Raw genomic sequence first — 12,922 nt, forward strand, 5'->3', positions numbered from 1 at the left:
CTAACCGAAGCACGCTCTGCCCCTTCACGCCCTTCTGGACGGAAAACCGCTTCGCTATTTTCTGGGAATCGCTCTAACGCCGCTCGAGCAAGCGGCAGATTTCCTCGAGCTGCTCCAGCGACTTGTAGGAAATTTTAATCTGCCCGCCACTGGTTTTGTGATTGATCGCAACGTCAAGGCCGAGGGCATCGGAAAGTGTTCTTTCCAGGGCCAGCGTGTCGGAATCCTTCTGATCGCGCCGTAGGGCCGGCGGAGGCTCGGATTGTGCCTTGATATTGTTCTGCGCCAGCTTCTCCGCATCGCGGACCGACATGCCCTTCGCAACGATCGTACGGGCAAGACTGGCCGGATCCGGCGTCGAAACCAGCGCGCGTGCGTGCCCGGCCGACAGGCTGCCGGCAGCAAGCAGATCACGAACCGGGTCCGGCAGTTTCAACAGGCGCAGAGAATTGGCAACGTGGCTGCGGCTTTTGCCGATGATCTCGCCGAGGTCGTTCTGGGTGTAGCCATATTCTGCGATGAGCTGCTCATAGCCCAAGGCTTCCTCAAGCGGATTGAGATCCGCGCGCTGCACGTTTTCGACAATGGCGATTTCCAACGCCGTCTTGTCATCGACGTCACGGACAATGACTGGAATTTCGATCAATCCGGCAAGCTGAGCGGCGCGCCAGCGGCGCTCACCAGCGATGATTTCATATCGATCCCGCGATATCGTTCGCACCACGATCGGCTGCACGATACCATGCTGACGAATGGAGCTTGCGAGATCGTGCAGCTCAGTGTCATCGAAGAAACGACGAGGATTGCGGGGGTTACGGCTGACGAACTCGATCGGGATCATCCTGTCGGCACTGATGGTCCGCTCGGCTTCCACCGGGACAGGCTGATCCATTTCGCCTATCAGCGCCGCGAGGCCACGGCCCAATCGCCTTTTCGATACATCGTCATTCATGATCTACACTCACCTACACCCCTGAAATGATATTACGCGGCCAGTCTCTGGCGCTCCCGTTGAATGACCTCTGAGGCCAGTTGCAGATAGGCCTGGCTGCCCGCGCATTTCAGATCATAGAGAATAGCTGGCTTGCCGTAGGACGGCGCCTCGGAAACCCGGACATTGCGCGGAATTAACGTATGGTAAACCTTTTCGCCGAGATGGGTGCGCACATCATTGACCACTTGCTGGGCGAGATTGTTGCGCGCATCAAACATTGTCAAGACGATCCCCTGGATATCCAGGCGCGGATTCACCGTTCGACGAACCTGGCTGACGGTCTCGAGCAACTGGCTCAGCCCCTCCAGCGCGAAAAATTCACATTGCAGCGGCACCAGCACGGAATGCGCGGCCGCCATGGCATTCATCGTCAAAAGATTGAATGACGGCGGGCAATCCAGAAGAATATAGGAGAACGCCATTGCTTCAGGCGAAGACAAGGCTTTCCGCAATTTGAAGACTCGATCGCTTTGCTGCGAGATTTCCATCTCGACGCCAAGCAGATCCATCGTCGACGGGACGATAAAAAGATTGGGAACCACTGTTTCGAGCGTCACCTCGGTGATACCGCGATCGCCAACCATCAGATCATAGGAGGAGAGTTTGCGATCGCGACGGTCGATACCGAGGCCGGTGCTGGCATTGCCTTGCGGATCGAGATCAACGATCAAGACACGCTCGCCAATGGCAGCAAGAGCCGTTGCCAGGTTGATTGCGGTGGTTGTTTTGCCAACACCACCCTTCTGATTTGCGATGGTGATAATCCGGTGTCGTTCGCCAGCCATTGCCGCAATATCCGATCTGTTAAACCAAGCGCCGGAGATTTGATACTTCCAAAATAACAGATTCCTGCTCGACGGCGCTCTTATGTTCTAACAGATCGAATTCCCACCGACCACGTGCTTTGTCGATTTCCCGCAGGTAATCCCGGCCTTTATGAAAAAAGCCACGGCAATTTTGCTTGCCCAGCATCCACGGAGCCGAATAGTCCATGAGCCCGTCCAGGTCGGCCAACGCTCGGGCTGAAATCGCACCGCAGTCGCCAATCTCGGCATAGGCATCTTCGATTCGATTGGTATGCACACTCCCACGCGCCTGCGTCTCTCGCAGCGCTGTCCGCAGAAAGGCCGCCTTTTTATGGTTGCTTTCGACCAGATGCACCCAGCCGCTTTGCAGCTCGGCCAGAAAAATCGCCGTAATAACGCCCGGAAAGCCCCCGCCACTGCCGAGATCAACCCAGGTGATCGGTTGAGGATGGATCTGAAACACCTGGCTGCTATCAGCGATATGCCGGTGCCATAGATCTTCGAGTGTCGACGGCGCCACCAGATTGATCGTTTTGGCCCACTTCTGAAAAAGTACCGCGAAGTGTTGAAGCCGTTCCTGTGTTTCACGTGAAACACGCAAACCGTTTAATTCCATTCCGAAAGACTTTCAAATCTCGTCGTCAGGCGCTTTGACGCTCGGCAGACGTTAGGCGGCGCAAATGCACAAGCAGCAATGCGATTGCCGCCGGCGTCATCCCCTCAACGACGGAGGCCTGGGCAATGTTGAAGGGGCGAGCCGCGCTGAGCTTCACCTTGAGTTCGTTGGAGAGGCCGGAAAGCGCATCGTAATCGAAATCGAGCGGTATCTGCCGTTGCTCGTCGCGTTGCTGATCGGCAATCGCCGTGGCTTGCCGATCCAGATAAACTGAATAGCCGGCCTCAATTTCCAACGCTTCCGCGACCTTGGATCCCATCGTACCAAATGTCTCAGGCCAAACACGGCGAAGTTCAGCAAAATCATAATACGGATAGGACAACAAATCATAAGCGGTTCGGCGCTGCCCATCGAGATTGATATTCAAGCCGGCCCGCCGCGCTTCATTCGGCGTAACGGTGAGCGAATGCAAGAGCGCTCGACCCATGTCCATCTCATTCTGATAGGCTGTAAATCGCTGCGCGCGTGCGCCGTTGGCGCAGCCCAACCGCATGGCCAATGGCGTCAACCGCATATCGGCATTGTCAGCACGCAAAGTCAGCCGATATTCCGCCCGCGAGGTAAACATTCGATACGGCTCCGTAACGCCACGTGACGTGAGATCGTCGATCATGACGCCAATATAGGAGCTGGTCCGACTAAAATGAAACGGATCCGAATCGCTGCTCTGCAACGCCGCGTTTAGACCTGCAGCCAAGCCTTGGGCGGCCGCCTCCTCATAGCCGGTGGTGCCATTGATCTGGCCCGCAAGAAAGAGACCTTTCAGCCGTTTGACTTCCAACGACGGCGTCAACTCTCTCGGGTCAACGTGATCATATTCGATTGCATAGCCGGGTTGCAGAATTCTTGCCGCTTCAAGCCCGGGAATTGTCTTGATGAAATCTGCCTGGACGTCCGCCGGCAAAGAGGTGGAAATACCGTTCGGATAAACTGTGTCGTCGTCCAGTCCCTCGGGCTCGAGAAAGACTTGATGCCCATCCCGCTCTCCAAATTTTACCAGCTTGTCTTCGATAGACGGGCAATAGCGAGGACCGACGCCTTCGATCTGTCCGGAATACATCGCCGATCGCATGATGTTGTCGACAATGATGCGATGGGTCGCTTCAGTCGTCCTGGTGACCCCGCATTCGATCTGCGGCGTCGTAATCCTGTCGGTCATAAAGGAGAAGGGCACGAGTTCCTCGTCAGCCCCCTGCCGGCCGACGGATTGCCAGTCTATGGTCTTTCCGTCCAACCGCGCCGGTGTCCCGGTCTTCAGTCGTCCCAAGCGCAATCCCAGCCTGGCCAGCGTGGCAGACAACCCGATCGACGGCGCTTCACCGACACGACCGGCCGGCGTCTTTTCCGAACCGATATGAATAAGTCCACGCAGGAAGGTTCCAGTCGTCAAAACGACGGCAGGAGTCTTTAGGGTTCGACCATCCTTCATGACCACCCCGGCAACACGCCCGTCGACAACGTCCAGATCAAACGCATCGCCTTCGACGATGTCCAGACCAGGTGTGGCCTCAATCGCCGCCAGCATCGCCAAACGATAGAGCTTTCGATCGGCCTGGGTTCGCGGTCCTCGAACGGCTGCCCCTTTTTTCTTGTTCAGCATCCTGAACTGAATGCCCGCAGCGTCGGCGATACGACCCATCAGGCCATCCATAGCGTCGATCTCGCGAACCAAGTGACCCTTACCAAGCCCGCCGATTGCCGGATTGCAGGACATCACACCGATCGTGTCCCGCCTGTGCGTCACCAAGGCGGTTTTCGCACCGAGCCGCGCGGCCGCGCTGGCGGCTTCCGACCCCGCATGGCCGCCACCGATCACGATCACATCATAGACATTATCGGTCATTCAAGACTCCAGATCGTGTGTACGTTTCACGTGAAACCAGCCATAAACGTGACACCGATCGCGTTTCACGTGAATCATTTCCCGATACAAAACTCCGAGAAGATCACCCCAAGCAGCTGTTCGACATCCACTCTTCCGGTAATTCTCCCCAAATACTCGGCGGCAATTCGAAGCTGCTCGGTCCGCAGTTCGAGATTTACGTCCTTCTGCGTAATCGCAGTATCAAGCGCCGCCAAACATTTCGTTAGCGAATCTTTATGCCGTTGCCGACTGGGGATCGCCATGGACAGGCCGCTGAACCGCGCTGCGACATTGTCGCCGATCAACTGCCGCAATTCCAGCAAGCCGTCACCGGTTGTCGTCGAAATCTGCAGATCGTACCGGTCCGAGCCGACCTCAACGAGATCCTTCTTCGTCCCGACTGTAACATGAGGCCAAGTTGCCTCCAAGTCTCCAGGGAGCAGCGGATTCGCCATGTCGACCAGGAGCAGCACAAGATCGGCATCGCGAAGTGCAACACGCGCGCGCCGAACGCCCTCCATTTCCACCCGGTCCTCAGCGTCCCGCAGGCCGGCTGTGTCATAGAGCTTGATCAGGTAGCCATCGATATCGAGATCGACCTGCAGAACATCGCGGGTGGTGCCGGCGATCTCGGTGACGATCGCAACATCGCGCCGCGCCAGGGCATTCAGCAGGCTCGATTTTCCGGCGTTCGGCGCACCGGCGATGACCACCTTGAAGCCGTCTCTGATAATCTCACCTGCCGAAGCCGCCGCCAAATGGTGTTCGATATCGGTGCGAAGCTTACCCATATCGGCCCAGACCATGTCCGATACCGACCCTGGAACATCATCCTCGTCGGGAAAATCAAGTTCCGCCTCGATCAACGCTCGTGCGCGCGTTAATCGTTCCGCCCACGCATCGTAAATTGCGGAAAGTCCGCCGGCGCTATGTTCGACCGCAAGGCGTCGCTGCATTTCCGTCTCGGCGCCGATGAGGTCGGCCAGTCCTTCGACCTCGACCAGGTCAAGCTTGCCGTTCTCAAAAGCCCGGCGGGAGAACTCACCCTCAACAGCCATTCGAACACCTGGAATGTCGCCAAGCGTGTGAAACAGCGCCGCCAGGACAGCCTTGCTGCCATGGAGCTGTAGCTCCGCGACATCTTCCCCGGTAAATGAATTTGGCCCCGGAAAAAACAGCACCAGACCACTGTCGATCGGTTGGTCGTTACGAGTCCGAATCGTTCGGTGCGATGCGTATCGAGCTTTCGGCACCGAGCCGACGAGGCTCACCAATATGTCTCTGGTCAGCGGACCGCTGATGCGAATAACCGAAACACCTGAAGGTGCAGCACCGCTCGATAGCGCATATATGGTATCATTCAACATGGCCATATTGCCTGGTTAATCTTCGAATTCGAATCGGTTCCTCCTAAATAGAAAAGCTGGCGACATCATCACGATGCCTCCAGCTCTCATAGGATGAATCCGGCTAAGGATTATGTATTCATCGAATCGAAGAAGTCGGAATTGTTCTTCGTCTGCTTCAGCTTGTCGATCAGGAATTCGATCGCATCGGTCGTGCCCATTGGCGCAAGGATGCGGCGGAGCACAAAGATCTTCTGCAGATCCTGGCGTGGGACGAGAAGGTCTTCCTTGCGCGTGCCGGACTTGAGGATGTCCATCGCCGGGAAGATGCGCTTGTCGGCGACCTTGCGATCAAGGACGATTTCCGAGTTGCCGGTGCCCTTGAATTCTTCGAAGATCACTTCATCCATACGGCTGCCGGTATCGATCAGCGCCGTGGCGATGATCGTCAAGGAACCGCCTTCCTCGATATTGCGCGCCGCACCGAAGAAGCGCTTAGGACGCTGCAACGCATTGGCGTCGACACCGCCGGTCAGGACCTTGCCTGAGGAGGGAACCACGGTGTTGTAGGCACGGCCGAGGCGCGTGATCGAATCGAGCAGGATGACGACGTCGCGCCCATGTTCGACAAGACGCTTTGCCTTTTCAATGACCATTTCCGCCACCTGGACGTGACGTACGGCCGGTTCGTCGAAGGTCGAGGAGATGACCTCGCCGCGAACGGAACGCTGCATGTCGGTCACTTCCTCAGGACGCTCATCGATCAGAAGAACGATGAGATAGCACTCCGGATGGTTCGCGGTAATCGAATGCGCGATATTCTGCAGCAGCACGGTCTTACCGGTGCGGGGCGGCGCGACGATCAGTCCACGCTGGCCCTTGCCGAGCGGCGCCACCAGGTCGATCACGCGCGGCGACAGATCCTTGGTGGTGGGAATATCGAGTTCCATCTTGAAACGCTCGTTCGGATAGAGCGGCGTCAGATTGTCGAAATGAACCTTATGACGAATCTTTTCCGGATCGTCGAAATTGATAGTGTTGACCTTGAGCAGCGCAAAATAGCGCTCGCCTTCCTTCGGCCCGCGGATGGGGCCTTCGACCGTATCACCTGTTTTCAGCGAGAAACGGCGGATCTGCGAGGGGGAGATATAAATATCATCTGGGCCTGGCAGATAGTTGGCATTTGCGGAACGCAGGAAACCGAAACCATCCTGGAGCACTTCGACGACACCTTCGCCGATGATTTCGACATCCTGGCTGGCGAGCATCTTGAGGATAGCAAACATCAATTCCTGTTTGCGCATCGTGCTGGCATTCTCAACCTCGAGCGATTCGGCGAAAGCCAGAAGATCCGTCGGGGATTTGCTCTTAAGTTCCTGAAGCTTCATTTCAGCCATGAAGTGACCAATACTCTTTTCAATTTCGAAGGGGAAAGGCGATGTTGGGTCGTATTCGGTACTGCGAAAGGGCTCGCAGACGACTGAACTCTACACACATGCCACGTAGATGAGATGCGCGGAAAATAGCGACTCGCAATCGCTGCCGCAAGAGGGCTGCTTAAAATGAAGCAAATTTAACCTGAGTATGGATTTTGCCTCAGAATGGCTTCACCACGACGAGGATCACGATCAGGATCATCAGCAATGTCGGTGCCTCGTTCATGAACCGCCAATAGCGCGCAGAGCGGCGGTTTTCATCCCGCTCGAAGGCTCTGACGGCACGGCTGAAGAACATATGAACGCCCGTCAGCAGCACAACGAGACCGATCTTGGCGTGCAGCCAGCCGCCTTGGAATCCATAGACCGACCAAGCGAGATAGAGGCCAAAAATCCACGTCAGCATCATCGCCGGCGTCATGATGATTCGAAGCAGCCGGCGTTCCATCACCTTGAAGGTTTCCGATTGCACCGAACCCGGTTCGGCATCGGTGTGATAGATGAACAGCCGCGGCATATAGAACAATCCAGCCATCCAGGAAATGACCGCGATGATGTGCAGTGCCTTGATCCAGAGATAGAGATTATCGGGGTTCCAGGCGAAAAGCCCGACCGCCATCAGCGCGAAGAAGACCAGCGCAAAATGGGCTCGGCGCCGGGCGTAAGCGCCAGGTCTCCGATCGGTCTGCTTCTCCATCGTCACGCCCCGCCTCGCATCCGCCCGCCACGCACACGATCGACCAGCAGACGCACATGCTCGGGGTCGGCCTGCGGCGTGATGCCGTGACCGAGATTGAAGATCAGCGGCCCATTGCCGAGATGCTGCAGAATATCGTCGATGCCCTCTTCAAGCGCCCGACCGCCGGCAACGACGCGCATAGGATCGAGGTTGCCCTGCACCGGCCCGTCCTTTTGAAGTTCGGCGGCAAAGGCCAGCGGGACAGACCAGTCGAGACCGATCGCATCCGCACCAGTCTTCTGGCGATAGGTTTTCAGCTGGTAGCCGGCGCCCTTGGCGAAAGCGATGATGCGCGCGTGTGGCCGCTGCGATTTGACCGAAGCGATCATCCGCGCAACCGGCCTGATCGCGAACGCCTCGAATTCCCTCTCACCGAGAACGCCGGCCCAGGAATCGAAAATCTGCACGGCATCGGCGCCGGCATCAATCTGGGCCACGAGATAATCGGCCGATACGTCAGCAAGCAGCATCAGCAGATGCTCGAAGGCGCGAGCATGCCGATACGCGAAAAGGCGGGCAGGCGCCTGATCCGGCGTGCCATGTCCGGCGATCATATAGGTCGCGACCGTCCAAGGCGCGCCGCAGAAGCCGAGCAGCGTCGTCTCGGCTGGCAGCCCCTCACGCAGCCGCCGCACCGTCTCCAGCACCGGCCTGAGATAATCGACAACCTCTTCGCCATTCAATCTGCTGATCCCGGCTTCATCGATTGGATCCATCTCAGGACCATGGCCTTCGGTGAACCGGACGTTCCGCTTCATTGCATCGGGAATGACCAGGATATCGGAAAACAGGATGGCTGCATCGAAGCCATAGCGGCGGATCGGCTGCAATGTCACTTCGACGGCGTGATCGGGCGTATAGCAAAGATCGAGAAAACTCCCTGCCTTTGCCCGTGTCTCCCGATATTCCGGCAGATAGCGCCCCGCCTGCCTCATCAGCCAGAGAGGAGGAGGGGAGAGGCTTTCGCCATCCAGAACCCTCATGATCTTTCGGCGCGTCTCGCTCAAGCGCTTCTTCCCTATAAAAAATCAAAGATATTTTAAAAGGTTTCTATTTCTTAGAGTCGGTGTCTATCAAGGATTAAAATCCATCCACCGCCGATGCCATTTGTCGCGCGCCTGCAAAAAACATCGGAAGGATTTCGCCATTTTTTCCGATGTTCGGGGAAAATCCGAATCTGAAAATGATTCCAAGTCCTTCCGGATCGGTGATTTTTCTTGTGCCTGTGGATAGGCTGTGGACCAGCTTTCAACAAATCGATCTCTTCCCCATCGTCCACAGGGTCGGCTGAAACCGATCCGCAAAATTCGAAATGTGGATAAAGAGGCATGTTTTCCCTTGCCGGAGGCTGCCTCGGCACCGTAGCTCTGTTTCATCCAGTCTTTTCAACAGGCAGCGGAAAATAGCGTGGAGAACAGAACGAACTTCTTTCATCTGCATCTGATTTCTGACTCAACGGGAGAGACTCTGATCTCCGCCGGCCGCGCCGCGTCGGCGCAGTTCAGATCCGCTCAGCCGATCGAACACGTCTATCCGCTGATCCGCAATCGCAAGCAGCTGCTGCCGGTTCTCCAAGCGATCGATGACGCCCCCGGCATCGTGCTCTACACCATTGTCGACCGGGAGCTCGCGAGCCTGATCGATGAGCGCTGCGTCGAGATGGGCGTGGCCTCGGTGAATGTGCTGGAGCCGGTGATGAATGCATTCCAGATCTATCTCGGCGCCCCGTCGCGCCGCCGGGTCGGAGCGCAGCATGTGATGAATGCTGGCTACTTCGCGCGCATCGAAGCGCTGAATTTCACCATGGATCACGACGACGGCCAGATGCCGGACGACTATAACGATGCCGATGTCGTCATCATCGGCATCAGCCGTACATCGAAAACACCGACCAGCATCTACCTCGCCAACCGCGGCATCAAGACGGCGAACATTCCGATCGTCTATGGCGTGCCATTGCCGGAAAGCCTCTTCGTCGCGACCAAACCGCTCATCGTCTGCCTGATCGCCACCACCGACCGTATTTCCCAGGTGCGGGAAAATCGGGTGCTCGGAGTGACGCAGGGTTTCGATCGCGAACATTATACCGACCGCGCCGCGATTTCGGAGGAGCTGAAATATGCCCGCTCGCTCTGTGCCCGTCATAACTGGCCGCTGATCGACGTCACCCGCCGCTCGATCGAGGAAACAGCTGCGGCAATCGTTGCCCTGCGCCCGAAGCTGCGCTAAGCGCTGACGAAAAGCCGGCACTGTGAGGAACCCATGACGCCGAAACTCATCCTTGCATCGTCGAGTCCCTTTCGCCGGATGCTGATGGTAAATGCCGGTCTGTCCTTCGAGGCGCATGCCGCAAGGATCGATGAACGGGCGGTCGAAGCGCCGCTGGAAAAAGCCGGCGCCAAGCCGGATGCCGTTGCCCTCGTCCTGGCCAAGGCCAAGGCCGAGGAAGTGAGCAGCCGCTTTCCGGATAGCCTGGTCATCGGGTCGGATCAAACCATGTCGCTCGGCGACCGCGTCTTCCACAAGCCGACTGATATGGCCGACGCGGCTCGTCATCTTCAAGCCCTTTCCGGAGTGACCCACCGATTGAACAGTGCCGTCGCGATCGTCCGCAATGGTGTGCTCTTGTGGGAATATCTCGCGCATGCCGAACTGACGATGCGGCCGCTGACGGTGGAGTTCATCGCCAGACATCTGGCGCGGGTTGGCGAACGGGCACTTTCCAGTGTCGGCGCCTATCAGTTGGAGGGGGAGGGCATCCAGCTCTTCGAAAAGATCGAGGGTGATTATTTCACCATTCTCGGCCTGCCGATGCTGGCGCTTCTAAAAAAATTGCGAGAACTCGGAGCGATCGATGGCTGATTCACGTGAAACATTCGGGCCGAAAGCGTTTGTCACGGGCTTTCCCATCAAGCACTCACGCTCGCCATTGATCCACGGATATTGGCTGAAGACGCTCGGCCTGCCGGGCAGCTACCGCGCTCACGAAGTCGCACCCGAGGCCTTTGCCGATTTCATTCTTTCTCTGAAGGACGGCAGTTCCGGCTTTACCGGCGGCAATGTCACCATTCCCCACAAGGAACTGGCATTCCGGCTCGCCGACAAACCGGACGCCCTGTCGCACGAACTCGGCGCCTCGAACACGCTCTGGCTGGAGGATGGCGTCCTGCATGCGACGAATACCGACGGTCGCGGTTTCATCGCCAATCTCGACGAACGCCATCCCGGCTGGGACCGGCATGGCACGGCCGTCGTCTTTGGCGCCGGCGGCGCCAGCCGTGCGATCATCCAGGCGATTCGCGATCGCGGTTTCAGGGAGATCCACGTCGTCAACCGGACCGTCGATCGGGCGCGTGAACTCGCGGATCGCTTTGGCCCGAGAGTTCAGGCCCACCCGGTGGGTGCGCTTGCCGACGTCATGAAGGGTGCCGGCCTCTTCATCAATACCACCTCGCTCGGCATGGACGGCGAGGCTGCGCCCCAGCTCGATTTTTCACCTCTTGCAGCCGATGCCGTGGTCACCGACATCGTCTATGTGCCCTTGAAGACGCCGATCCTGGCACAGGCAGAAGAGCAAGGATTTCCTATTGTGGATGGTCTCGGCATGCTGTTGCATCAGGCCGTGCCCGGATTCGAGAGATGGTTCGGACAGCGTCCCGTTGTCGACGCTGCACTGCGTGCGCTCATCATTGCAGATATGGAATCACACTGATGCTGAAGATCGGTCTCACCGGCTCCATCGGAATGGGAAAATCGACGGCATCAAAGCTCTTTGCCGATGCCGGAATCCCGGTGAACGATTCTGATGCCGTGGTCCACGATCTCTATGCCGGCGAGGCTGCGCCCCTGGTGGATGCCGCCTTTCCCGGCACGATGAAGGATGGAGCAGTCGATCGGCATGAACTTGGCCGCCAGCTCGCTCTTGATCCCGACGGCTTTAAACGCCTGGAAGCGATCGTCCATCCGCTGGTTCGCAAACGCGAGATGGAATTTCTGGCGCAACAAGGTGCCGCTGGCGCCGACATGGTACTGCTCGATATTCCGCTGCTCTTCGAAACCGGCGCTGAGGAAAGAGTCGACGTCATCGTCGTCGTCAGCACTGATCCACAGATTCAGCGTCAAAGGGTGCTTGCGCGTCCCGACATGACCGAGGAAAAATTCAGCATGATTCTCTCCCGCCAGACACCGGACGCGGAAAAACGGCGGCGGGCCGATTATCTGATCGACACCAGTCACAGTATCGCGGAGACGAGGGAACGGGTGCTCGAGATCGTCGCCGACCTGAAAACGCGGATTGCCAAGGGAGATTTCCGGAATGCGTGAGATCATCTTCGATACGGAAACCACCGGTCTCGACAATCGCGCCGACCGCATCATCGAAATCGGCGGCATCGAGCTCTTCAACCATTTCCCCACAGGCAACACGATCCATATCTTCATCAATCCCGGAGATCAGAAGGTTCATCCGGATGCGCTCGCCGTACACGGCATCACCGATGAATTCCTGAAGGACAAGAAGCCTTTTGCGGACGTCGCCGAAGAAATCCTTACCTTTTTCGGCGATGCGAAGTGGATTGCCCACAACGCCACCTTCGATATGGGCTTCATCAACGCGGAGTTCGCGCGGATCGGCTTGCCGCCGATCCTGCCGGAAAGGGTGCTCGATACCTTGTCGATGGCCCGACGCAAACATCCGATGGGGCCGAATTCGCTCGATGCGCTTTGCCGGCGTTACGGCATCGACAATTCGCACCGGACCAAACACGGCGCGCTGCTCGACTCCGAACTGCTTGCCGAAGTCTATATCGAGATGATCGGCGGCCGACAGGCAGCCTTCGGTCTGAGCACGGTCAGCAAATCCAACCAGGCAGCTCGCGGTGACATGGCTGGGGATGACGATGAAGTGATTGCCGCAGTGCTCGAGCGGCCCCGCCCGCTTGGTAGCCGCCTCAGCCAAACCGAGGAGCAGGCGCATGAGGCGCTCGTCGCTAAGCTCGGGGAAAAAAGTATCTGGGCGAAATACGCCAACCTCGATTGAACCAGCCACAATTGAAAATGCCC

Annotated in this window: 14 protein-coding genes; 5 read left to right on the plus strand and 9 right to left on the minus strand. The window is 57.5% G+C overall.

The genetic code is table 11. The annotated features are described in order from the left end of the window. Nucleotides 1-73: 73 nt before the first annotated feature. The 9 genes from FHX10_RS24145 to FHX10_RS24185 form a co-directional block, all read right to left on the minus strand. Nucleotides 74-952: a ParB/RepB/Spo0J family partition protein gene (locus FHX10_RS24145; protein ID WP_063473879.1), complete on the minus strand. Its 879-nt coding sequence runs from the start codon at nt 950-952 to the stop codon at nt 74-76. Between the two features lie 32 nt (nt 953-984). Next, nucleotides 985-1,779, minus strand: a complete 795-nt coding sequence (locus tag FHX10_RS24150) for a ParA family protein (RefSeq protein ID WP_063473880.1) — start codon at nt 1,777-1,779, stop codon at nt 985-987. 19 nt (nt 1,780-1,798) lie between these two features. After that, nucleotides 1,799-2,416 carry a 16S rRNA (guanine(527)-N(7))-methyltransferase RsmG gene (rsmG, locus tag FHX10_RS24155; protein WP_047615890.1) on the minus strand — a complete coding sequence of 206 codons (618 nt, stop codon included), beginning with the start codon at nt 2,414-2,416 and terminating at the stop codon, nt 1,799-1,801. 25 nt (nt 2,417-2,441) lie between these two features. After that, nucleotides 2,442-4,319: a tRNA uridine-5-carboxymethylaminomethyl(34) synthesis enzyme MnmG gene (gene mnmG / locus FHX10_RS24160; RefSeq protein ID WP_063473881.1), complete on the minus strand. Its 1,878-nt coding sequence runs from the start codon at nt 4,317-4,319 to the stop codon at nt 2,442-2,444. Nucleotides 4,320-4,393: 74 nt separating this feature from the next. Then, on the minus strand, nt 4,394-5,713 hold the full coding sequence (gene mnmE / locus FHX10_RS24165; RefSeq protein ID WP_063473882.1) for a tRNA uridine-5-carboxymethylaminomethyl(34) synthesis GTPase MnmE: 1,320 nt from the start codon (nt 5,711-5,713) through the stop codon (nt 4,394-4,396). A gap of 104 nt (nt 5,714-5,817) precedes the next feature. Then, nucleotides 5,818-7,083, minus strand: a complete 1,266-nt coding sequence (rho, locus tag FHX10_RS24170) for a transcription termination factor Rho (RefSeq protein WP_011654069.1) — start codon at nt 7,081-7,083, stop codon at nt 5,818-5,820. Nucleotides 7,084-7,282: 199 nt separating this feature from the next. Further along, complete coding sequence (hemJ, locus tag FHX10_RS24175) at nt 7,283-7,819, minus strand: protoporphyrinogen oxidase HemJ (RefSeq protein WP_047615896.1); 537 nt, start codon at nt 7,817-7,819, stop codon at nt 7,283-7,285. Between the two features lie 2 nt (nt 7,820-7,821). After that, nucleotides 7,822-8,868, minus strand: a complete 1,047-nt coding sequence (gene hemE, locus FHX10_RS24180; protein ID WP_063473883.1) for a uroporphyrinogen decarboxylase — start codon at nt 8,866-8,868, stop codon at nt 7,822-7,824. Between the two features lie 66 nt (nt 8,869-8,934). Beyond that, nucleotides 8,935-9,237: a hypothetical protein gene (locus tag FHX10_RS24185; RefSeq protein WP_176707332.1), complete on the minus strand. Its 303-nt coding sequence runs from the start codon at nt 9,235-9,237 to the stop codon at nt 8,935-8,937. Between the two features lie 31 nt (nt 9,238-9,268). Here FHX10_RS24185 and FHX10_RS24190 point away from each other — a divergent pair, with 31 nt between their 5' ends. The 5 genes from FHX10_RS24190 to dnaQ are packed head-to-tail and all read left to right on the plus strand — an operon-like array spanning nt 9,269 to nt 12,899. Continuing rightward, nucleotides 9,269-10,090 carry a pyruvate, water dikinase regulatory protein gene (locus FHX10_RS24190; protein ID WP_047615900.1) on the plus strand — a complete coding sequence of 274 codons (822 nt, stop codon included), beginning with the start codon at nt 9,269-9,271 and terminating at the stop codon, nt 10,088-10,090. Between the two features lie 33 nt (nt 10,091-10,123). After that, the gene (locus FHX10_RS24195) at nt 10,124-10,723 is read left to right on the plus strand and encodes a Maf-like protein (RefSeq protein ID WP_063473884.1); all 600 of its coding nucleotides are present in this window, start codon (nt 10,124-10,126) and stop codon (nt 10,721-10,723) included. Continuing rightward, entirely contained in the window at nt 10,716-11,573 is an 858-nt protein-coding gene (locus FHX10_RS24200; protein WP_063473885.1) for a shikimate dehydrogenase, read from the plus strand. The genes FHX10_RS24195 and FHX10_RS24200 overlap by 8 nt, the downstream gene beginning before the upstream one ends. Continuing rightward, nucleotides 11,573-12,184, plus strand: coding sequence for a dephospho-CoA kinase (gene coaE / locus FHX10_RS24205; RefSeq protein ID WP_047615905.1), 612 nt, complete (start codon nt 11,573-11,575; stop codon nt 12,182-12,184). The genes FHX10_RS24200 and coaE overlap by 1 nt, the downstream gene beginning before the upstream one ends. Further along, nucleotides 12,177-12,899 carry a DNA polymerase III subunit epsilon gene (dnaQ, locus tag FHX10_RS24210; RefSeq protein ID WP_063473886.1) on the plus strand — a complete coding sequence of 241 codons (723 nt, stop codon included), beginning with the start codon at nt 12,177-12,179 and terminating at the stop codon, nt 12,897-12,899. The genes coaE and dnaQ overlap by 8 nt, the downstream gene beginning before the upstream one ends. Nucleotides 12,900-12,922: the final 23 nt, after the last annotated feature.

The sequence above is a fragment of the Rhizobium sp. BK591 genome, assembly GCF_014195045.1.
Lineage (GTDB): Bacteria > Pseudomonadota > Alphaproteobacteria > Rhizobiales > Rhizobiaceae > Rhizobium > Rhizobium anhuiense.